At 70.6% G+C, this 22,367-nt stretch carries 17 protein-coding genes; 12 read left to right on the top strand and 5 right to left on the bottom strand.

From position 1 onward, the window contains the following. The first annotated feature begins 79 nt into the window (after positions 1-79). Positions 80-1,708 (top strand): ABC-F family ATP-binding cassette domain-containing protein, encoded by a 1,629-nt coding sequence (locus tag HNR02_RS22570; RefSeq protein ID WP_179775122.1) that lies wholly within the window; start codon positions 80-82, stop codon positions 1,706-1,708. Between the two features lie 178 nt (positions 1,709-1,886). Then, entirely contained in the window at positions 1,887-2,096 is a 210-nt protein-coding gene (locus HNR02_RS22575) for a helix-turn-helix domain-containing protein (RefSeq protein WP_017982988.1), read from the top strand. On the opposite strand, the gene HNR02_RS22580 is transcribed toward HNR02_RS22575, so the two are convergent. Next, entirely contained in the window at positions 2,083-3,384 is a 1,302-nt protein-coding gene (locus HNR02_RS22580; RefSeq protein ID WP_179775123.1) for a glycosyltransferase 87 family protein, read from the bottom strand. The two genes, HNR02_RS22575 and HNR02_RS22580, sit on opposite strands and share 14 nt — an antisense overlap. Before the next feature lie 164 nt (positions 3,385-3,548). On the opposite strand from HNR02_RS22580, the gene HNR02_RS22585 reads away from it, so the two are divergent. After that, positions 3,549-5,414, top strand: a complete 1,866-nt coding sequence (locus HNR02_RS22585; protein WP_179775124.1) for an ABC transporter ATP-binding protein — start codon at positions 3,549-3,551, stop codon at positions 5,412-5,414. A gap of 162 nt (positions 5,415-5,576) precedes the next feature. On the opposite strand, the gene HNR02_RS22590 is transcribed toward HNR02_RS22585, so the two are convergent. Then, the gene (locus tag HNR02_RS22590) at positions 5,577-6,290 is read right to left on the bottom strand and encodes a sugar isomerase domain-containing protein (protein WP_179775125.1); all 714 of its coding nucleotides are present in this window, start codon (positions 6,288-6,290) and stop codon (positions 5,577-5,579) included. 81 nt (positions 6,291-6,371) lie between these two features. Between HNR02_RS22590 and HNR02_RS22595 the strand changes: the two genes are divergently transcribed. The 5 genes from HNR02_RS22595 (at position 6,372) to HNR02_RS22615 (ending at position 11,485) form a co-directional block, all read left to right on the top strand. Further along, a complete protein-coding gene (locus HNR02_RS22595) occupies positions 6,372-7,049 on the top strand; it encodes an alpha/beta hydrolase (protein WP_179775126.1) in 678 nt (225 codons plus the stop codon). 99 nt (positions 7,050-7,148) lie between these two features. After that, positions 7,149-8,315: an LCP family protein gene (locus HNR02_RS22600; protein WP_179775127.1), complete on the top strand. Its 1,167-nt coding sequence runs from the start codon at positions 7,149-7,151 to the stop codon at positions 8,313-8,315. 67 nt (positions 8,316-8,382) lie between these two features. Further along, complete coding sequence (locus HNR02_RS22605; RefSeq protein ID WP_179775128.1) at positions 8,383-8,931, top strand: GNAT family N-acetyltransferase; 549 nt, start codon at positions 8,383-8,385, stop codon at positions 8,929-8,931. 281 nt (positions 8,932-9,212) lie between these two features. Further along, positions 9,213-11,030, top strand: a complete 1,818-nt coding sequence (locus tag HNR02_RS22610) for a diguanylate cyclase domain-containing protein (RefSeq protein WP_179775129.1) — start codon at positions 9,213-9,215, stop codon at positions 11,028-11,030. Beyond that, positions 11,030-11,485, top strand: coding sequence for a peroxiredoxin (locus tag HNR02_RS22615; protein ID WP_179775130.1), 456 nt, complete (start codon positions 11,030-11,032; stop codon positions 11,483-11,485). The genes HNR02_RS22610 and HNR02_RS22615 overlap by 1 nt, the downstream gene beginning before the upstream one ends. 16 nt (positions 11,486-11,501) lie before the next feature. Here HNR02_RS22615 and HNR02_RS22620 read toward each other — a convergent pair whose 3' ends face one another. The 3 genes from HNR02_RS22620 to HNR02_RS22630 form a co-directional block, all read right to left on the bottom strand. Continuing rightward, on the bottom strand, positions 11,502-12,944 hold the full coding sequence (locus tag HNR02_RS22620) for a cytochrome P450 (protein WP_179775131.1): 1,443 nt from the start codon (positions 12,942-12,944) through the stop codon (positions 11,502-11,504). A gap of 69 nt (positions 12,945-13,013) precedes the next feature. Next, on the bottom strand, positions 13,014-14,081 hold the full coding sequence (locus tag HNR02_RS22625; protein WP_312861093.1) for a ribonucleotide-diphosphate reductase subunit beta: 1,068 nt from the start codon (positions 14,079-14,081) through the stop codon (positions 13,014-13,016). Further along, complete coding sequence (locus HNR02_RS22630) at positions 14,078-16,849, bottom strand: ribonucleoside-diphosphate reductase subunit alpha (protein ID WP_179775132.1); 2,772 nt, start codon at positions 16,847-16,849, stop codon at positions 14,078-14,080. Before HNR02_RS22630 ends, HNR02_RS22625 begins: the two co-directional genes overlap by 4 nt. Before the next feature lie 299 nt (positions 16,850-17,148). Between HNR02_RS22630 and HNR02_RS22635 the strand changes: the two genes are divergently transcribed. The 4 genes from HNR02_RS22635 to HNR02_RS22650 are packed head-to-tail and all read left to right on the top strand — an operon-like array spanning position 17,149 to position 22,362. Then, positions 17,149-17,931 carry a TIGR03084 family metal-binding protein gene (locus HNR02_RS22635; protein WP_179775133.1) on the top strand — a complete coding sequence of 261 codons (783 nt, stop codon included), beginning with the start codon at positions 17,149-17,151 and terminating at the stop codon, positions 17,929-17,931. Next, positions 17,928-19,622 (top strand): acyclic terpene utilization AtuA family protein, encoded by a 1,695-nt coding sequence (locus HNR02_RS22640; protein ID WP_179775134.1) that lies wholly within the window; start codon positions 17,928-17,930, stop codon positions 19,620-19,622. Before HNR02_RS22635 ends, HNR02_RS22640 begins: the two co-directional genes overlap by 4 nt. After that, on the top strand, positions 19,619-20,767 hold the full coding sequence (locus HNR02_RS22645) for an acyl-CoA dehydrogenase family protein (RefSeq protein WP_179775135.1): 1,149 nt from the start codon (positions 19,619-19,621) through the stop codon (positions 20,765-20,767). The genes HNR02_RS22640 and HNR02_RS22645 overlap by 4 nt, the downstream gene beginning before the upstream one ends. Beyond that, a complete protein-coding gene (locus tag HNR02_RS22650; RefSeq protein WP_179775136.1) occupies positions 20,764-22,362 on the top strand; it encodes an acyl-CoA carboxylase subunit beta in 1,599 nt (532 codons plus the stop codon). Before HNR02_RS22645 ends, HNR02_RS22650 begins: the two co-directional genes overlap by 4 nt. Positions 22,363-22,367 lie beyond the last annotated feature (5 nt).

The raw sequence follows: 22,367 nt of genomic DNA on the forward strand, positions 1-22,367 counted from the left end.
CCAGTTGGAGTAGCTCCGGAGCCGGTCGCATGCCGGTCCGTCGACGCCCCCTGTCCACCCCCGAAGTCCGGGAGTTCCCTTGATCACGGCCACTGGCCTCGAACTGCGCGCCGGGTCGCGCATTCTGCTGTCCGACACCACGCTGCGCATCCAGCCGGGCGACCGGATCGGGCTGGTCGGGCGCAACGGTGCCGGCAAGACGACCACCCTGAAGGTTCTCGCGGGAGAGGGCGAGCCCTACGCGGGTGAGACCCGTCGCGGCAGTGAGCTGGGCTACCTGCCGCAGGACCCGCGCGAGGGTGACCTGTCCGTCACGGCCAAGGACCGGGTGCTGTCCGCGCGTGGCCTGGACAGCCTGCTGCGCGACATGGAGAAGGCGCAGACCGCCATGTCGGAGCTGGTCGACGACAACGAGCGCGACAAGGCGATCCGCAAGTACGGCCGCCTCGAAGAGCGCTTCGCGGCCCTGGGCGGGTATGCGGCCGAGAGCGAGGCGGCCCGCATCTGCGCCAACCTCGGCCTCGCCGATCGTGTCCTGGGCCAGCCGCTGCGCACCCTGTCCGGTGGTCAACGGCGTCGCGTCGAGCTGGCGCGCATCCTGTTCGCCGCCTCCGACGTCGGCGCCTCCGGTCGGTCGGACACGATTCTGCTGCTCGACGAACCGACCAACCACCTCGACGCCGACTCGATCAACTGGCTGCGCGGCTTCCTCAAGAGCCATGAAGGCGGTCTCGTGGTGATCAGCCACGACGTCGACCTGCTCGCCGAGGTCGTCAACAAGGTGTGGTTCCTCGACGCCACCCGCGCCGAACTCGACACCTACAACATGACCTGGAACCGTTACCAGGAGGCACGCGCGACCGACGAGAAGCGCCGCCGCCGCGAGCGGGCCAACGCCGAGAAGAAGGCATCCGCCCTGCAGGCCCAGGCCGCCAAGCTCGGCGCGAAGGCCACGAAGGCCGTCGCGGCGAAGAACATGGCGCGCCGCGCCGAGCAGATGCTCGCCGGGCTCGACGAGCAGCGCCAGGCGGACAAGGTCGCCCACATCAAGTTCCCGGCCCCCGCCCCGTGCGGCCGCACCCCGCTCACCGCCGACGGACTGTCCAAATCGTACGGCTCGCTGGAGATCTTCACCGGCGTCGACCTCGCGATCGACCGCGGCACCAAGGTCGTCGTGCTCGGTCTCAACGGCGCGGGCAAGACGACTCTCCTGCGCCTGCTGGGCGGCATGGAAAAGGCCGATACCGGCAGCGTCGAACCCGGCCACGGTCTGCGGCTGGGCTACTACGCGCAGGAACACGAGACCCTCGACCACGACGCGAGCGTGTGGGAGAACATCCGCCACCTCGCGCCGGACACCGGCGCGCAGGAACTGCGCAACCTGCTCGGCTCGTTCCTGTTCACCGGCGAACAGCTCGACCAGCCCGCAGGCACGTTGTCCGGTGGCGAGAAGACCCGGCTCGCGCTGGCCGGCCTGGTTTCCAGCGCCGCCAACGTCCTGCTCCTCGACGAGCCCACCAACAACCTCGACCCGGCCAGCCGCGAGCAGGTCCTCAATGCCCTGCACAGCTACACCGGCGCCGTCGTACTGGTGACGCACGACCCGGGCGCGGTCGAGGCGCTCGAACCCGAGCGGGTGATCCTCCTGCCGGACGGTACCGAGGACCACTGGTCGGACGATTACCTGGAACTGGTCCAGTTGGCCTGATGTAAACAAAGGCCGGGGTTTGCTTAGTTGGACTAGGCAACAACCTGAAATGGCGCAATTTTTCCGCCATTGGGCAGGTTTTTCGCCCGTCGTCTGGCATATTCGCGGCTCGTGTTCGATCATTGCGTGACGAGGCCCACTGTGGCCTGCCAACGCGATCGGTGGAAGGCGGAACGACGTGGCTGACCTGAAGAAGGGCGCGCGGATCACCGGCAGTACGCGTGACAAGCTGGCCGCTGACCTGAAGAAGAAATACGAGAAGGGTGCCAGTATTCGAGCCCTGGCCGAGTCGACCGGACGCTCGTACGGTTTCGTGCACCGCGTGCTTTCGGAATCCGGCGTGCAGTTGCGCGGGCGCGGGGGCGCGACGCGCGCTAAGAAGAAGTAGGCCGCGCGCCGGCCTCGGCACGGCGGAAGCACACCATCGCGCCGAGCAGCACGCACGGGTACACCAGGTACCCGAAGCGCGTCGCGGGCGTCAGGAGTGTGAAAGCGCCCAGCCCGACGGCGACGCGCCACAACGCGTCCGAACCGGTCACGGGCGGACGCCGCAGCAACCAGACGAGGATCGCGGCAGCGGCGCCGGCGAGCAGGACGAACGCGGCCACCTTGCCTGCCGGTCCGGTACTGGCGATGAGGTAGCCCGGGAGCGGGCTCGCCGCCGGTGACGTCACCTGGCCGAGCCCGGCCGGGAACCGGATCACGTGCTCGACGAACGCCCGTGGGTTCACCAGCAGCACGGGGATGTTGAGCACGGCGCACGCGGCCACCGTCGTGGCGAGGAAGCGCGCCAGGGCCCCGCGGCCCAAGCGCGCGAAGACCAGCACGGCCAGCACCACGGCGGCCGGTGCCACGATGAGTTTCGCGCTGATCACGAGTGCGAGGACGACGCCGCTCGCCATCGGCCGGTCCCTCGCCGCCAGCGCGGCGGCGACCAGCATGAGGCCGACGATCGCCAGGTCCGGCCCGGCGACCGCCCAGGTGAGCGCGGTGAGCGGGCAGGCCATCGCGAACTGCGCCGCGCGCACCGGGACCCGCGACGTCCGGGACAGCCGCACCGTGAGCCACGCGCACACACACGCGGTGAGGACGAACATCAGCCGCGCGTCGGTGAGGGCGTCGGCCACCGGGCTGCCGCCGAACAGGGCGCGCGGCAGCCCGAACACGGCCATGACCGGGCCGTAGGGCGTGTAGTCGTTGACCTCCGGCGCCCGGGTGAGCGCTTCGATGTCGACGTAGGGCGTGCCGTGGTCGAGGAGCAGGCGCGCCGAGCGCTCGATGACCCACACCTCGGGCTGCGCGCTCCACGAGAACGGCGTGTCCAGCCAATCGGTGCCGGTGAGGCGCCGGATCACCAGCACCGTCAGCGGCAGCAGCATCGACAGCACGCCGATTCCGGCGAGCCCGACCCACCGTGACCCCAGCAGACCTCGTGGTCGTTTCGCCAGCATCAGCCAGCCGGTGTGGGCGGTGGCGAACCCGTAGCCGAACGCGGCGCAGGTGCCCCAGATGCGGAAGCCGTAGAACTCGTTGGTGAGCGCCAGCACGACGGCGTAGACGGTGCAGCCGAGGTAGAAGATCAGGTCGACGGTCAGCGGGTGCGCCGCGAGCAGCGCCCGCCAGCGGTCCGGTGCGGCGGTGGCGGGGGCGCGCACCGCGGTGCGCTCGGTGGTCACCGCGCGCCACCGGATCGTCTCAGGCCGGGTTCCCTCCCCATGGGCAAAGGTTACCGGGGGCGGAATTGACGGCAACGTCCGGGAAGCTTTCGGTGCCGCGGCGCGTTGGCCTCCACGTCGTCGGTGTAGACCTCCAGCATTGTAGAGATTCTAGGGTGGGCGGCGTGGACAACACCTGGTCTTTGATGAGTTCGGCGATGCGCTCCGCGGACGCGCCGAAGGGGCTTGCGCCCGGCACCGTGCGGCGGGTGGCGCGATTCGCCCGGCCCTACTGGCGGAGCCTGTTGCTGTTCCTGGGGCTGACAGTGGTGGCGGCGGTGATCGCCGTGAGCACGCCGGTACTGGCCGGCCGGGTCGTGGACACGATCATCGGCGGCAAGGACGCGGGACTGGTCGTCCTGCTCGCCGTCGTGGTGGCGGCGCTGGCCGTCGCCGACGCCGGGTTCGGGCTGGTCGAGCGCTGGTTCTCCGCGCGCATCGGCGAGGGCCTGATCTTCGACCTGCGCCGCGCGGTGTTCGAGCACGTGCAGCGGATGCCGATCGCGTTCTTCACCCGCACCCGCACCGGCGCGCTGGTCAGCCGCCTGAACAACGACGTGATCGGGGCGCAGCGCACCTTCACCGCGACCCTGTCCGGGCTGGTCACCAACGTGATCCAGCTGGTGCTCTCGCTCGCGGTGATGGTGACGCTGTCCTGGCAGGTCACGCTGCTGGCGCTGGTGCTGTTGCCGGTGTTCGTGCTCCCGGCGCGCCGCATCGGCCGCCGCATGGCCGACCTGCAGCGGGAGTCCGCGCAGCTCAACGCGGGGATGACCACCCAGATGACCGAGCGGTTCTCCGCGCCCGGCGCGACGCTGGTCAAGCTGTTCGGGCGGCCGCGTCAGGAGGCGGGCGACTTCGGTGCCCGCGCCGGGCGGGTGCGTGACATCGGCGTCCGCACGGCGATGCTCACCCGCTGGTTCATGACGAGCCTGACGCTGGTGTCGGCGCTCGCGCAGGCCCTGGTCTACGGGCTCGGTGGCTGGCTGGCGATCCGCGGGCAGCTGGCGCCGGGCACGGTCGTGGCGCTCGCGCTGCTGCTGACGCGGCTCTACAGCCCGCTGACCGCCCTGGCCAACGTGCGGGTGGACGTGATGACCGCGCTGGTGTCGTTCGAACGGGTCTTCGAGGTGCTCGACCTCGACCCGATGATCACCGAGAAGCCGGACGCGCGGACCGTGCCCGCGGGCGGGGTGCCGGTCGAGTTCGACGACGTGCACTTCGCCTACCCCGCGGCCGGGAAGTACTCGCTGGCCTCACTGGAGGAGGTGTCCACACTGGACACCCGTGGCGGGGAGGAGGTGCTGCACGGGATCAGCTTCCGCGCCGAACCGGGGCAGATGGTGGCGCTGGTCGGGTCCTCGGGTGCGGGCAAGTCGACGATCGCCTCGCTGCTGCCGCGCCTCTACGACGTGGACTCGGGTGCCATCCGCCTGTCCGATGTGGACGTCCGCGACCTGGGGTTCGCCTCGATCCGCGACACGGTCGGCGTGGTGACCCAGGACGGGCACCTGTTCCACGACACGATCCGGGCGAACCTCGCCTACGCCCGGCCCGGGGTCGGCGAGGACGAGATCTGGGACGCGCTCGAGCGGGCACGGCTGGCCGCGCTGGTGCACAACCTGCCGGACGGGCTGGACACGGTGGTGGGCGAGCGCGGGTACCGGCTCTCCGGCGGCGAACGGCAGCGCCTCACGATCGCGCGCCTGCTGCTGGCCCAGCCGCGGGTGATCGTGCTGGACGAGGCGACCGCGCACCTGGACTCCGAATCCGAGGCGGCGGTCAGCGAAGCACTGTCGCACGCGCTGGAGGGCCGGACCGCGCTGGTGATCGCCCACCGGTTGTCCACCGTGCGGGCGGCCGACCAGATCCTCGTGGTCGAGGCCGGGCGCATCGTCGAACGCGGTACGCACGAGGAACTGCTCGCCGCGGGCGGCCGCTACGCCGACCTGCACCACACCCAGTTCGACGAGGAACCGGCGGCGGCCTAGCGTCGTTTCATCAGTGGCGGAGCCGCTCGCGGGGGCCGTGCGCCGGCACCGCCTCAGGTTTGACCCGGCTCCGTCGCGCGGAGCGCGTCGGTTGAGGGTGGTGGTGGGCGACGGGTGGGGCCGCCACCCGCGCCGGTCCCGCAAGCCACTCTGAAACAGTCTCTAACGCAGGGCGGGGACGCGGGGGCGGTAGTGCTCCAGGAGCGAGGCGTTCGCCGCGTCCCCGCCCTCGACGTTCGAGCTGCGCCACAGCGGCACCTCGACGCCCTGCTCGCGCGCGGCGGTGAAGACGTGCGCCAGCACCTCGTTCCACAGGTAGACGTTGAGCAGCGACGACAGCGCCACCGTGCGGGGGTCGCCGTCCGGGAAGGCGGCGTCGCCGGGGCGGACGCCGGTGTCGAGCACGACGTCGGCCTGGTCGAGCAGCGTGCTGGACGAACGGCGCGGCGCGGCCGCCACCGAGGCCCGCGAGGTCACCGCCACCACCGGCGCACCCGCCGCGCGGGCTGCCTCGGCCAGCTCCACGGGGTAGGGATTGACGCCGGAGTTGGAGAAGACGAACACCACGTCGTCCGGGCCCGGGGCACGCGCTGCCAGCACTTGCCCGGCCAGTCCGGAGCGCCGTTCCGCCGCGGTGCTGGCGGCCGCGCCGTGCAGGGGCAGCAGGTCCGGGTGGTAGAGCGGGTACACGCAGGCCAGTCCGCCCGCCCGGTAGAACGTCTCGGCGACGGAGGCCAGCGAGTGCCCCGCGCCGGCCGTGAACACGAGCGCGTCGGCCCGCACCGCGTCCAGCACGAGTCCGGCCACCCGCTGGATTTCCCCGGAGTTGCGTCGGCCGGCCTGCTCGAGCGCGCCGGCGACCAGATCGTTGATCACGAGTACCGAGGGTAGGGACCGGACCACCGCGGGCGGGTGGTCGGCGGAAGGTTCCCGGTGCCCGTGGTGTTGGCTGGTGGTGTGACGGAGGAACCGGTGCTGACCACGTGGCGCGCCCGCGGCCCGGTGCGGGCCGTGGTGCTGGTGCTGCACGGTGGCGCCGAGAACGGCCTGAACGTGGTCCGCCCGTGGGGGCTGGCGTATCTGCGGATGGTGCCGCTGGCGCGCACGATCCACCGCGCCACCGCCCGGCACGGCGTCGAGGTGCGGCTGTTGCGCAACCGGGTCCGCGGCTGGAACGATCCCGACCTGCACCCGGTGTCGGACGCGCGCTGGGCGCTGGAGCGGATCCACGCCGAGCGCCCCGGAGTGCCGGTGTTCCTCGCCGGGCATTCGATGGGCGGCCGTGTCGCGCTCCGGGTGGCCGACGATCCGCGGGTCCGCGCCGTGCTGGCCCTGGCGCCGTGGACCCCGCCGGCGGAGCCGGTCGAGCCGGTCGGCGACCGGAAGGTGCTCATCGCGCACGGCACCCGCGACCGCATCACCCCGCCCGGCGAGTCCTTCGCCTACGCCGAGCGCGCGCAGGCCGTCGCGGAGCGTGTGGTGCGCGTCGAAGTCCGGTCGGAGGGGCACGCGATGCTGCACCGGCCGGGGGTGCGGAACCGGCTGGCACGGGAGTTCGCGCTGGAGGCCGCCGGTGTGGCGCCGCTCACGGCCTGGTCGGCGGGCCCCGACCAGCGGCTTCGCCTGTCCGTGTAGTGCCGCGCAACCCTTTCGGGGTGGTGAACGTCCTCGTTCGAGAGGTTTGCGGTTCACTAGGGACGTCCTAGGGCCGGTCGATCGGGGAACGGTGATGGCGTGACGAACCAGGGCGGATACCCACCGCGCGTGCCCCCGCGCGGTCCACGACAGCACCAGCGCGCGCAGATGCTGCCCGTGCCCGGACGCGAGGGCGGCTACCGGCAGCCCCCGCCCCGCAGGCCGGGACCGCCCCCGACCCGCGCCATGCCCGCGGGCCCGCCACGTCAGAACGTGCCGCCGCCCGCCGGGCCGCCGCGCAGGCGCCGCCGCCGGTTCGGGCCCGGCAAGATCCTGCTCACCCTGCTGTCGGTGTTCGTGCTGTTCCTCGCCGGCGTATGGGTGTACCTGGAGTTCTCCATCAACCGGATCGCCGCGCTGGAGGACTACGAGGGACGCCCCGCCGCGGCGTCGGGCACGAACTGGCTCATCGTCGGCTCGGACAGCCGCGAGGGCCTCACCGCCGAGGACGAGGAGCGCCTGGTCACCGGAGACGTCGAGGCCGCGGGCGGCGGGCAGCGCACCGACACGATGATGATCGCGCACCTGCCCGACAACGACACCAAGCCGACGCTGATCAGCCTGCCGCGCGACTCCCGGGTCGCGATCCCCGGCCACGGCACCAGCAAGATCAACGCTGCGTTCTCGATCGGCGGCGCGCCGCTGCTGGTGAAGACGGTCGAGCAGGCCACCGGACTGCACATCGACCACTACGCCGAGATCGGGTTCGGCGGGTTCGCCAACATCGTCGACGCGATCGGCGGCGTGCACATGTGCGTCGACCAGGAGATGCACGACACGATGACCGGCATCACGATCCCCGCGGGCTGCGGGGACCTGGACGGCGCGCAGGCGCTCGGGTTCGTGCGGATGCGGCACAGCGCGGCGACGCCGCGTTCGGACCTCGACCGCGTCGAGAACCAGCGCAAGTTCATCGGCGCGCTGGTCAGCGAGATCTCCAGCCCCGGCACGCTGCTCAACCCGTTCGACGTGTTCCCGCTGCTGGGCGCCGCTCCGGACGCGCTGACCATGGACGAGGGCGACCACCTGCACAACCTGGTCGGCCTGGCATGGGCGATGCGCGGCATCTCCTCGGACGGTGTGCTGTCCACGACGGTGCCGGTCACCTCGGGCTCGGCGGAACACTGGGACAAGACGAAGTCGAAGCAACTGTTCGACGCCCTCCGGAACGACGCCACCGTTCCGGAAAGCGCCATCATGACCTAGCCCCACCGGTTCCGCGCCCCGGGCGGAAAGTCCTGCGGGCACCGCCGGGGGCGGCGATGATCGGTGGATGCAGATCCCCGCGGAGAGCCTCTCGGACGGCGTCATCCTGCTGCGGCGGTGGTGGGCCGGCGACGCGGAGGAACTGCACCGGGTCGTGAACGAGTCGCTGGACCACCTCGCCCCGTGGATGCCGTGGGCCGTGGGCGGCTACTCGGAGCGTGACGCGCGCGAGTTCCTGATGCTGACGCGGGAAAGCTGGCTCGCCGCGGAGACGTTCGACTACGCGATCCTCGCACCGGACGGCGCGGTCGCCGGCAGTTGCGGGCTGATGACGCGCACCGGCCGGGGTGGTCTGGAGATCGGCTACTGGCTGGCCAAGCCGTACACCGGACGGGGATGGGCGACCCGTGCCGCCCGGCTGCTGACCACCGAGGCGTTCCGCGTGGGCGCGAACCGCGTGGAGATCGTGCACGACACCGCCAACCACCGCAGCGGCGCGATCCCGGCGCGGCTGGGGTTCACGCGTCTCGGCGAGCGTCCGTCGCAGCTCCCGGGCGGTACCGCGGGCACCGGTCGCGTGGCCGTGTGGCGGCTGACGGCCCGCCACTCCCAGTGAGATCGACTGCCGCCGAGCGCTGGTCCGGCTACGGCCGATCTGTTGACCGCGCCCGGACGCGGTAGCCGAAAAGATCACGAGCAGTGACGACATCTACACTGATCATCACACGTTCGGCCGGTAGACAAGTCTGTCCGGGCGTGATGGCGTGGCATGACTCCGGGCCGGAACGGTCCCGGAGTGGGCCTGTCGGCTCCCGGACCGGGGCTGACCTGGCCTTCGTCGTTCTCCGGAAGAGGTGGAGCGTGTCGGAACCTGGTCCCGCACCAGGGTTGGCGGACGTGGCCCGGCAATGGGCCGCGCGGTTGGCGGACACGGACGGAGTATCGCTTCCCCCGGAAGAGCTCGAGCGGATCCTGTTCGACCTCGCCCGCGACGCCGTCGCCGAGATCGAATGGCTCCGTGACGCCGCCATCAGCCGGTTCGCCACGCTCTACGGCACAGCGCCCGTCGGCATCGCGATGGCCGACCGCGACGGCACGATCGTCGAGGTCAACAAGCACCTCGCCCAGTTCCTCGGCCAGAAGCCGGACCGGCTGGCCGGCCGCCGCCTCACCGAGCTGGGCTTCGCCGACCGCGACCGCGCGAAGCTGGCCGGCGGGCTGGAGGAGCTCGCGGAGACCGATCTCGAGGAGTTCACCGACCGCGTCCAGCTCGCCCACGCCGACGACGCGGGTGTGTGGGCCGAAATCGTTCTGACCCTCATGCCCGGCGACCGGCCCGGCACGCGCTTCCCGGTGCTGGTGGCCGCCGACGCGAACGAGGTCCACACGCTGCAGGAAGCCCTGCGGCACCAGAGCATCCACGACTCGCTGACCGGCCTGTCCAACGCCTCGCGCTTCCATACGCTGCTGGAGAACGCGCTCAGCCCGTTCGCGACCGGCCAGGTCGCGTTGGTCTACCTGGACCTGGACGGGTTCAAGGTCATCAACGACGGGCTCGGCGCGGGTGTGGGCGACCAGGTGCTGCGCGGCGTCGCCCGCAAGCTCAAGGAGTCCTTCACCGAGCACGACGCGCTCGTGGCGCGGCTGTCCGGTGACGGGTTCGCCGTCCTGCTGTGCGGTGAACTCACCGCGGCCCAGGTCATCACGCTCGTCGAACGGGCGCTGGAGGACCTCGTCGAACCGATCTACATCGGCGAGCACGGCGTCGGCGTGAGCGCCAGCGCCGGGATCGTGGTGCGCGACGTCGGCGAGGGCAGCGTGGAGGACATCCAGCGCGCCGCCGAGATCGCGCTGCACCGCGCCAAGGAAGCGGGCAAGGCGCAGTGGATGCTGTTCGACCCGGAGCTGGACGCGCGGGACCGCGCCCGCTACCGGCTCGGCGCGGAGATCGCCGGTGCGCTGGAGAACGGCCAGTTCGAGCTGATCTACCAGCCGACCGTGAAGCTCGCGAAGCCCGACGAGATCGCGGCGGTCAACGCCGGCCTGCGCTGGCACCACCCGCGGTTCGGCGACCTTTCCGCCGACGAGTTCTACCCGCTGGCCGACACGACCGGCATGACGATCCCGCTCGGCAAGTGGCTGCTGACCGAATCGCTGCGGGCGACCGCGCGCTGGCGCGACCGCTACGGCGACGCGGCGCCCGACGTGTGCATCCGGCTGCCGAACCGGCTCGCGATCGAGCCGGATCTGGTGGCGATGGTGAAGGAGGAGCTCGACCGCAACGAGCTGCCCGCCAAGGCGCTGCGGGTGTGCACGGACAGCTCGTCGATCCTCGACCCGCGCGGCGAGGTGCTCGACTCGCTCACCGTGCTGTCCGATCTCGGCGCGAAGCTGGTGCTGACCGTGCAGGGTTCGTCGGATCTGGAGCTGATCCCGCGGCACGAGCTGTCGGTGCAGCACGTGATCCTGTCCGGACCGGTCGTCGACGCGCTGGCCGACGACGAGCCGGACGTCGCCGCGCGGCATCTGGACCACCTGGTGGAGCGGGCGCGTGAGCTGAAGCTGCGGATCGGCGCGGAGGGCGTGCGCAACTCCGGGCAGGCCGACCGGTTGCGCAGGCACGGCGTGATCGCCGCCCGCGGCGCCTTCGTGGCCGAGACCGCGACCGGTGACGAGGTGGACGAGCTCATCGAACAGCACACCAAGGAGACGTAGTGCGCACAGGGGATCTGGCGCCGGACTTCACCCTGCCCGACGAGCGCGGCGAATCGCGTACGCTGTCGGACTTCCTGGGCGCCGGACCGGTCGTGCTGTTCTTCTACCCGGCGGCGATGACGGCCGGGTGCACCGCCGAAAGCTGCCACTTCCGGGACCTGGCGAAGGAGTTCGCGGAGGTCGGGGCGCAGCGGGCCGGGATCAGCCCGGATCCGGTCGCGAAGCAGCGGGAGTTCGCCGACACGCACGGGTTCGACTACCCGCTCCTGTCCGACGCCGACGGCACGGTCGCGAAGCAGTTCGGGGTGCGCCGCTCGTTCGGGCCGCTGCTCACGCGACGGCACACGTTCGTCATCGGCACCGACCGGCGCGTGCTGGAAGTGATCAAGAGCGAGCTGCGGATGTCCGTGCACGCCGACAAGGCGCTGGCGGTGTTGCGGGCGCGCGGCGCGTAGCCACGCGCCCGCCGCTTCACCACCGCCGCAGCCGCACGGGCAGCCCGTCCACCGGCACCGGCAGTGACACGTAGTCCCACTTGACGCGGTAGCCCTCGGGCACCGACCAGCGGTAGGCGCGCAGCATTTCGTGCAGCAGCAGCTTCACCTCGTTGTTCCCGAAGTGCATGCCGATGCACTTGTGTGCCCCGCCGCCGAACGGCATCCACGCGAAGCGGTGCGATTTGTCCTCCCGGCGCCCCTCGGCGAAACGCTCCGGGTCGAACTCGCGTGGATTCGTCCAGTGGTCCGGTGAGTAGTGGTTGGTGTTGGGCGAGACGCTGCACATCGTGCCCGCCGGGATGTGGTGGCCCAGGACCTCGGTGTCCTTCACCGTCTTGCGGGGCAGTGACGGCACCGGCGCGGTCAGCCGCAGCGCCTCCTTGATCACCAGGTCCAGCGTCGTCAGTGAGTCCAGTGCGTCCAGGTCCGGCGGGTCGTCGCCCAGTGCCAGGGACTCCGCGCGGGCCCGCTCCTGCCAGCCGGGGTGCTTGGCGAGGTGGTAGGCGACCGCCGAGCTGGTGATCGTGGACGTGTCGTGCGCGGCCATCATCAGGAAGATCATGTGGTTGACGACGTCGTCATCGGTGAACTCCTCGCCGTCGTCACCGCGCGCGTGGCACAGCGCCGAGAACAGGTCGGTGCCGTCGCCGCGCCGCTTCTCGGGCAGCTTCTCCGCGAAGTACCGCTCCAGCACACGCCGCCCGTTCAGGCCCGCCGCCCACCGGCCGCCCGGCACCGGCAGCCGCACGAGCGCCGTCGCCGCGCGCACGGTGCCCACGAACGCCCGGTTGATCGCCTCCGCGTCCACGCCGGGACGCATGTCCATGAAGACCCGCGTCGCGACGTCCAGCGTGAGCCGTTTGAGCAGCCAGTACAGCCGCGGCCGCTCGCCGGTGCCCCAGCCGCGCACACCGTCACGCAGCACCGGCGCGGCCTGCCGCAGGTAGCCGGCGAGCCGGTCCCGCGTGAACGCCTCCTGCATGATCCTGCGGTGCAGCAGATGCTCCTCGAAGTCGAGCAGCATCAGCCCGCGGTGGAAGAACCGCTCGATGAAGAACTGCCAGCCCTCCTGCGAGAACGCCTTGTCCTTGTTGACCAGCGCGGCCTGGGTGGCGTCCGGGCCCGCCAGTACGACGATGCGCTGCCCGAACGCCCCCATCCACGACACCGGCCCGTAGCGGTCGAACCGGTGCAGCGCGAAGTCCGGCCCGAACCGCATCGACTCGACGGCGTGCCCGACGACCGGCGCCCCCGCGTCACCGAGGACGGGTTGCAGCCCGCTGCCCGCGGGCGGGGTGGCGAGCTCCCGCACCGGCCACCGCTGGTCCAGCAGACGCCGGTCGACGGCACGGGGGAGGGGGATGGCGGTCAGTGGTGGAACGCGTTCTCGGAACGCCCTGGTGACTGCGCTGGTCACGATCGCGCCTCCTTGCGAAAACGTGGCTGATCACCACCGTCCCGCACCACCCCCGTCCCCGGCAAGGGCTTAGTCCCAGTCCAGCGAACCGCCCGTCTGGTACTCGGTCACGCGGGTCTCGAAGAAGTTCTTCTCCTTGCGCAGGTCGATGGCCTCCGACATCCACGGGAACGGGTTCTCGTTCTCGCCGAAGATCGGGGCCAGGCCGATCTGCTGGGCGCGCCGGTCGGTGATGAAGCGCAAGTACTGCTCGCACAGCGCCGCCGAGAGCCCGAGCATCCCGCGCGGCATCGTGTCGCGGGCGTAGGCGATCTCCAGTTCGCACGCCTGCGTCAGCATCGAGCGCACCTCGGCCTGGAACTCCGGGGACCACAGGTGCGGGTTCTCGATCTTGATCTGGTTGATGCAGTCGATGCCGAAGTTCAGGTGGATCGACTCGTCACGCAGGATGTACTGGAACTGCTCGGCGATGCCCACCATCTTGTTGCGCCGCCCCAGCGACAGGATCTGCGCGAACCCGGTGTAGAACCACATGCCTTCGAAGATGACGTAGAAGGCGACCAGGTCACGCAGGAAGTCCTGGTCGGCCTGCGCCGTGCCGGTGGCGAAGTCCGGGTTCTCCAGGTTGCGCGTGTACTGCAACGCCCACGCGTCCTTCTCCGTGATCGACGGGACCTCGCGGTAGGCGTTGAACAGCTCACCCTCGTCCAGGCCGAGGCTTTCGCAGATGTACTGGAAGGTGTGCGTGTGCACGGCCTCCTCGAACGCCTGCCGCAGCAGGTACTGGCGGCACTCCGGGTTGGTGATCTGCCGGTACACCGCCAGCACGAGGTTGTTCGCGACCAGCGATTCGGCCGTGGCGAAGAAGCCGAGGTTGCGCTTGACCATGCGCCGCTCGTCCTCGGTCAGCCCGGACGGCGACTTCCACAGCGCGATGTCGGCCTGCATCGCGACCTCGGTCGGCATCCAGTGGTTGGTGCAGCCCGCCAGGTACTTCTCCCACGCCCAGTGGTACTTGAGCGGCAGCAGCTGGTTGACGTCGGCGCGGGCGTTGATCATCGCCTTGTCGTCGACGCGGACGCGCTGGGCGCCGCGGCTGATGGCGCCCAGCCCGGTGGTGCCGGTCTCGATGGTCACTGGCAGGCCTCGCAGTCGGGGTCGTCGATCCGGCACGCTGCCGGTTCCGGGGCGGCGGCGGGAACGGTGGCGGGAACAGCGGCGGGCACGGCGTTGAGCTTGCCGTCGGTGCCGCGCAGGGTGGACTTCTCGACGCTGGTCGCCGCCTGCGCCCGCAGGTAGTAGGTGGTCTTGAGGCCCTGGTGCCAGGCGTAGCGGTACAGCTCGTCGAGCTTGCGGCCGCTCGGCGCCGCGAGGTACAGGTTGAGCGACTGGGCCTGGTCGATCCACTTCTGCCGCCGCGACGCGGCCTGGATCAGCCAGCGGCTGTCGATCTCGAACGCCGTCGCGTACAACCGCTTGACGTCGGCCGGGACGCGGTCGATCGGGGCGAGGCTGCCGTCGAAGTACTTGAGGTCGGCCACCATGACCTCGTCCCACAGGCCCCGTTCCTTGAGCGCCGCCACCAGGTGCGGGTTGATCACCGTGAAGTCGCCGGACATGTTCGACTTGACGTAGAGGTTCTGGAACAGCGGCTCGATCGACTGGCCGACCCCGCAGATGTTGGAGATCGTCGCGGTGGGCGCGATCGCCATCACGTTGGAGTTGCGCATCCCGCCGCGAACCTCCTCCCGCAGCGTGCTCCAGTCCAAAGTGGCGGAGTAGTCGACCTCCAGTGCGTCACCTTCCCTGGCCTCGGCGAGCAGCTTGAGGGAGTCGATCGGCAGGATGCCCCGGCTCCACAGCGATCCGTCGAAGGATTCGTAGGCGCCCCGTTCCCGCGCGAGCCGTGCCGATGCCGCGATCGCGTGGTAGCTCAGGTGCTCCATGCTGCGGTCGGCGAACTCGACCGCCGCCGGCGAGTCGATCGGCAGGCCGAGGGTGAACAACGCGTCCTGGTGGCCCATCAACCCCAGCCCGACGGGGCGGTGCCGCAGGTTGGACCGGCGCGCCTCGGGGATGGTGTAGAAGTTGATGTCGATCACGTTGTCCAGCATCCGGACCGCCGTGGTCACGGTGCGCTCCAGCTTCGCCGCGTCCAGCCCGCCGGGCGTGACGTGCCGGGCGAGGTTGACCGAGCCCAGGTTGCAGACCGCGACCTCGTCGGCGCTGGTGTTCAGCGTGATCTCGGTGCACAGGTTGGACGAGTGCACCACACCGGCGTGCTGCTGCGGCGAACGCAGGTTGGCCGGGTCCTTGAAGGTGATCCACGGGTGCCCGGTCTCGAACAGCATGGTCAGCATCCGCCGCCACAGCTCCACGGCCCGCACCCGGCGGAACACCCGGATCTCACCGCGGTCGGCGGCGGCCTCGTACTCGCGGTAGCGCCGCGCGAAGGCGTTGCCGTACAGGTCGTGCAGGTCCGGCGTCTCGTCCGGGGAGAACAGCGTCCACTGTGCGTCGGCTTCGACGCGGCGCAGGAACTCGTCGGGCACCCAGTTGGCGGTGTTCATGTCGTGCGTGCGGCGCCGGTCGTCGCCGGTGTTCTTGCGCAGGTCGAGGAACTCCTCGACGTCGATGTGCCAGGTCTCCAGGTAGGCGCACGCGGCGCCCTTGCGCTTGCCGCCCTGGTTGACCGCGACCGCGGTGTCGTTGGCGATCTTGAGGAAGGGCACCACACCCTGGGACTGGCCGTTGGTGCCCTTGATGTGCGCACCCAGGCCACGGACCGGGGTCCAGTCGTTGCCCAGGCCGCCGGAGTACTTCGCCAGCAGCGCGTTGTTCCTGTAGGACTGGAAGATGGCGTCGAGGTTGTCCTCGACCGTGGTCAGGAAGCACGACGACAACTGCGCGCGGGTGGTGCCGGAGTTGAACAACGTCGGCGTCGAGGCCATGAAGTCGAAGCTGGACAGCAGGTCGTAAAACTCGATCGCTCGGGCCTCGCGGTCGTCCTCGCGCAGCGCCAGCCCCATCGCCACGCGCAGGAAGAACGCCTGCGGCAGCTCGAACCGCACACCGCGCTCGTGCAGGAAGTAGCGGTCGTAGAGCGTCTGCAGGCCGAGGAACCCGAAGTCGAGATCGCGCTCGGGGCGGATCGCGGCCGTGACCCGGTCCAGATCGAAGCGGGCCAGCTCCGGATCCACGAGTTCCAGCTCGATCGCGTGGGTGAGGTAGTCGCGGAAGTAGCCGGGGTAGTCCAGCTCGTCCTGGCGGGCCTGCCGCGGCTGCCCGGCGAGATGACTCAACGCCTCGCCGCGCAGCTTGTCCAGCAGCAGTCGCGCGGTCACTGCCGAGTAGTTCGGCTCGCGCTCGACCAGCGTGCGGGCGGCCATGATCAGCGCCGAGGCCAGCTCGTCGGCGCCGATGCCGTCGTAGATGTTGCGGCGGGTCTCGGCCAGCACCGGCTCCGCCGCCACGTCCGCGATCCCGGCGACCGCGTCCGCCACGACCTGTTCCACCCGGGCCCATCCGGCCTGCGGACGCTCCGGCCCGGCCGGCGTCTCGCGGGCTTTCGCGTGTTCCTCGCGGTAGAGCACGTACGCGCGGGCGACCGCGTGGTGCCCGCCGCGCATCAACGCCAGCTCCACGAGGTCCTGGATCTGCTCCAGGTGCACGGTGTCCGCGTTGGCGTGCTTGAGCAGCGACGCCCCGACCTGCTCGGTCAGCTCCGCGACGAGGTGGCGGATCCGCGACGACGCGGCGGCCTCGTCACCCTCGACGGCGAGGAAGGCTTTGGTCAGCGCGACGGAGATCCGGTTCGCGTCGAACGGCGATGCCTCGCCGTCCCGGCGGATGACCCGCAGCGCGGCACCGGCGGCCGCCGGTGCGGGGGAGGTTTCCACAGACATGCATCACTCCGTTTTTCGGGCGCGTGGAATCGGCACACCGGCCAGGGCGCCGGCGTGCTGACGTGGGCACGACTCGTACCGGACGGGCCCGCTCCCGCCTCGTTGACGTGGGGCCCTGCCGGTGATCGAAGACTACATCTTGGGGTGCACTTGTCGAGGAACCCCAAGATGCGGGCGTGTCTGTGTCGTGTGCTAGCCACCCGGTCGGGCGCCAGGGGGCAAAAACAATCAAGCGTGCTTGATTTTTCTGGGCGGTGGTGCCACGCTCGGCGCGGAGCGTGCGCGAGGAGGCGGATGGCGTGGCGGATCCGGGAGAAGTCCTGAAAGACCTGGCCGACGAGAGCCGGGAGCTGGACGACCTGGCGACCGAGGCCGAGTGGTCGACCCCGACCCCGGCGAAGGGCTGGGCGATCGCGCACCAGATCGCGCACCTGGCGTGGACGGACGCCCGTGCGCTGATCGCCGTGCGCAGTCCCGAGGAGTTTCCGGCGGAGGTGCAGCGCGCGCTGGCCGCGGGTGACGGCTTCGTCGACCGGGGCGCCCGCGAGCTGGCGGCCAAGCCGCGCGAGGAGGTGCTGGCGCAGTGGCGTTCCGGGCGTGCGGAGCTGGCTTCGGCGCTGGCGCGGGTGCCGCCGGGGCAGAAGATCCCGTGGTTCGGCCCGCCGATGAGCGCGACGTCGATGGCGACCGCCCGGCTGATGGAGACCTGGGCGCACGCGCAAGACGTCTACGACGCCCTTGGGCTGCGCCGCGAACCGACCCGGCGGCTCCGGCAGATCGCGCGGTTCGGGGTGCGGACGCGGGACTTCGCGTTCTCCGTGCACGGACTCGCCGTCCCCCCGGACGAGTTCCGCGTCGAGCTGTCCGGAGTGGATGGGACACAGTGGACGTTCGGCCCCGAGGAGGCCGCGCAGCGCGTCACCGGTTCGGCGCTCGGATTCTGCCTGGTCGTCACGCAGCGACGGCATCCGGCCGACACCGACGTCATCGCGGTGGGGCCGGACGCCGAGAAATGGCTGGAGATCGCACAGGCCTTCGCCGGACCACCCGGCTCGGGACGGAAGGCGGGGCAGTTCGCATGAGTGACGTGCTGCGCGTCGGCAACGCGTCCGGATTCTACGGTGACCGGTTCACCGCGGTGCGCGAAATGCTCACCGACGGTCCGCTGGACGTCCTGACCGGCGATTATCTCGCCGAGCTGACCATGCTGATCCTCGGGCGCGACCGGCTCAAGGACCCCGCACGCGGGTACGCCAAGACCTTCCTGCGCCAGCTGGAGCAGAACCTCACGCTCGCGAAGGACAAGGGCGTCAAGATCGTCACCAACGCGGGCGGTCTCAACCCGGCCGGCCTGGCCGAGGCGATCCGGGAGCTCGCGGAACGTCTCGGCCTCGACATCGCGGTGGCGCACGTCGAGGGTGACGACCTGCTGTCCAGGGTGGACGAACTGGGGCTCGGGAAACCGTTGACCGCCAACGCCTACCTCGGTGGCTGGGGCATCGCCGCGTGCCTGGAACGCGGCGCCGACGTGGTCGTCACCGGGCGCGTCACCGACGCCTCGCTGGTCGTCGGCCCGGCCGCCGCGCACTTCGGCTGGGCCCGCGACGACTACGACGCCCTCGCCGGTGCGGTCGCGGCAGGGCACGTCATCGAATGCGGCGCCCAGGCCACCGGCGGCAACTACGCGTTCTTCACCGAGCAGAAGACCGGCACGCCCGGCTTCCCGATCGCGGAGATCTCCGCCGACGGCTCCAGTGTCATCACCAAGCACCCGGGCACCGGGGGAGCCGTGACCACCGGCACCGTCACCGCCCAGCTGCTGTACGAGATCGCGAGCCCGCGCTACGCGGGGCCGGATGTCACGGCCCGGTTCGACACGATGACCCTCACCGAGGACGGCCCGGACCGGGTGCGGATCTCCGGCACCCGCGGCGAGCCGCCACCGCCGACGCTCAAGGTCTGCCTCAACACCCTCGGCGGCTTCCGCAACGAGACGACGTTCGTCCTCACCGGACTGGACATCGACGCCAAAGCGGCACTCGTGCGCGAGCAGCTTCAGGACGCGCTCCGCGATCGTGCGCCCGCCGAGATCCGCTGGACGCTGGCACGCACCGACCACGACGACGCCGACACCGAACAGCGGGCCAGCGCGCTGCTGCACTGCGCGGTCAAGGACGCCGACCCCAAGATCGCCGGACGCGCGTTCAGCGGCGCGGCGATCGAGCTGGCTCTGGCCTCCTACCCCGGCTTTCACGTCACCGCGCCGCCGTCGGACGCCTCACCCTACGGCGTCTACACCGCGGCCTTCGTGGACGCCGGAGAGGTGCCGCACGTGGCGGTCCTGCCCGACGGTTCCCGTGTGGACATCGCGCCGGCCACTGACACTCTTGAACTCTCCGAAGTGGACGAATCCGAGCTACCGGAGCCGTTGCCGGACGGGCCTTCCCGCCACGTGCCGCTGGGGAAACTCATGGGCGCGCGCAGCGGCGACAAAGGTGGTGACGCCAACCTCGGGGTGTGGGTGCGCTCGGACGAGGCGTGGCGCTGGCTCGCGCACCACCTGACCGTCGGGGAGTTCCAGCGGCTGCTGCCGGAAACCGCGGATCTCGCCGTTCGCCGGTACGCGTTGCCCAATCTGCGTGCGGTCAACTTCGTCGTCGAGGGGCTGCTCGGCCAGGGCGTCGCGTCGCAGGCCCGGTTCGACCCGCAGGCCAAGGCGTTCGGCGAGTGGCTGCGCTCCCGCCACGCCGACATCCCGGAGGTGCTGCTGTGACCGACCCGTTCGCCACGCCGGAACGGACCGCGCTGCGCAAGACCGTGCGCCGGTTCGTCGAGGCCGAGGTGCTGCCGCACCTGGACGATTGGGAACGCGCGGGCGAGCTGCCGCGCGATCTGCACCGCAAGGCCGGGGAGATCGGCCTGCTCGGCGTGTCGTTCCCGGAAAGCGCGGGCGGCGGGGGCGGTGATTTCCTGGACGCGATGACCGTCACCGAGGAGATCCTGTACGCGGGCGGATCGGGTGGCCTGATCGCGTCGCTGTTCACCAACGGCATCGCCCTGCCGCACATCGTCACCGCGGGCGACCCGGAGCAGATCGAGCGCTGGGCGCGGCCGACGATCGAGGGCAGGATGATCGGGTCGCTCGCGATCACCGAGCCCGACGGCGGTTCCGACGTCGCCGGCATCCGCACCACCGCCCGGCGCGAAGGAGACCAGTACGTCGTCAGCGGCGCCAAGACCTACATCACCTCCGGCACCCGCGCGGACTTCGTGACCACCGCCGTGCGCACCGGCGGACCGGGCGCGCACGGCGTGTCGCTGCTGGTGATCGAAAAGGACACTCCAGGGTTCACGGTCAGTCGCAAACTGGACAAGATGGGGTGGCACTGCTCCGACACCGCGGAACTGTCCTTCTCCGACGCCCGCGTCCCGGCGGCGAACCTGGTGGGGGAGGAGGACAGCGGGTTCGTCCAGATCGCCACGCACTTCGTCACCGAACGGCTCTCCCTCGCGGTGCAGGGTTATGCGACCGCGCAGCGTGCGCTGGACCTGACTCTGGACTGGTGCCGACTGCGGGAGACCTTCGGGCGTCCGCTGATCTCGCGCCAGCTGGTGCAGCACAAGCTGGTCGAGATGACCCGGCGGGTGGACCTCGCCCGGGTCTACACGCGGCAGGTCGCCCAGCGGTTCGTGGCGGGCGAAGAGGTCATCGCGGAGGCGTGCTTCGCGAAGAACACCGCGGTCGAGACGGCCGAGTGGGTGGTCAACGAGGCGGTCCAGCTGCACGGGGGCCTGGGCTACCTGCGTGAGTCCGAAGTGGAACGGCACTACCGCGATGTCCGGATCCTCGGCATCGGTGGCGGGACCAACGAGATCCTGGCGGGTCTCGCGGCGAAACGATTGGGGTACACGGCTTGAGCGTGATCCGGTCCGTGGTGGACACCGCGAGCGCGGAGTTCGGGGCCAACCGGGAGGCGATGGAGGCCAAGCTCGCCGAGCTGGCGGCCGAACACGCGAAGGCGGTCGCGGGCGGCGGGGAAAAGTACGTGGCCCGCCACCGCAAGCGCGGCAAGCTGCTCGCACGGGAACGCATCGAGCTGCTCATCGACGAGGACTCCCCGTTCCTGGAGCTCTCGCCGCTGGCCGCGTGGGGCACCGACTACCAGGTCGGCGGCAGCGTCGTCGTCGGCATCGGCGTGGTCGAGGGGGTCGAATGCCTGATCGTGGCCAACGACCCGACCGTGAAGGGCGGGGCCAGCAACCCCTCGACGTTGAAGAAGAGCCTGCGGGCGGCGGAGATCGCGGCGGAGAACCGGCTGCCGACCATCAACCTGGTCGAGTCCGGCGGCGCCGATCTGCCCACGCAGAAGGAGATCTTCATCCCGGGCGGGCGCACGTTCCGCAACCTGACGACCTCCTCGGCCGAGCGGATCCCGACGATCGCGCTGGTGTTCGGCAACTCCACCGCCGGTGGCGCCTACCTGCCCGGCATGTCCGACTACGTCGTGATGGTCAAGGAACGCGCGAAGGTGTTCCTCGGCGGCCCGCCACTGGTCAAGATGGCCACCGGTGAGGAGTCCGACGACGAGTCGCTGGGCGGTGCCGAGATGCACGCGCGCACCTCCGGGCTGGCCGACTACCTCGCGCACGACGAGCAGGACGCGATCCGCATCGGTCGCGGCATCGTCAAACGGCTGAACTGGCACAAGCAGGGCCCGTCGCCGAAGCCGGACTACGCCGACCCGGTGCTCGACGCCGACGAGCTGCTCGGCATCGTGCCCGCCGACCTCAAGGTCCCGTTCGATCCGCGCGAGGTGATCGCCCGCATCGTCGACGGCTCCGACTTCGACGAGTTCAAACCGCTCTACGGCACCAGCCTGGTCACCGGGTGGGCGGACCTGCACGGCTACCCGGTCGGGATCCTGGCCAACGCGCAGGGTGTGCTGTTCAGCGAGGAGTCGCAGAAGGCGACCCAGTTCATCCAGTTGGCCAACCAGTCGGACACCCCGCTGCTGTTCCTGCACAACACCACCGGCTACATGGTCGGCAAGGAGTACGAGCAGGGCGGCATCATCAAGCACGGCGCGATGATGATCAACGCGGTGTCCAACTCGAAGGTCCCGCACCTGTCCGTCCTGATCGGAGCGTCCTACGGCGCCGGGCACTACGGTATGTGCGGCCGCGCCTACGGGCCGCGGTTCCTGTTCGCCTGGCCCAGCGCCAAGTCCGCGGTGATGGGACCGGCGCAGCTGGCCGGGGTGCTGTCCATCGTGGCCCGTCAGGCGGCCGCCGGACGTGGCCAGCCCTACGACGAGGACGGTGACGCGGCGATGCGGGCGATGGTCGAGCAGCAGATCGAAGCCGAGTCGCTGCCGATGTTCCTGTCCGGCATGCTCTACGACGACGGCATCATCGACCCGCGTGACACCCGCACCGTCCTCGGGCTGTGCCTGTCCGCCATCCACAATGGACCGATCAGGGGCGCCGATGGCTTCGGCGTCTTCCGGATGTGAGTGAC

Origin of the sequence: Amycolatopsis endophytica (assembly GCF_013410405.1) — a bacterium.
Lineage (GTDB): Bacteria > Actinomycetota > Actinomycetes > Mycobacteriales > Pseudonocardiaceae > Amycolatopsis_E > Amycolatopsis_E endophytica.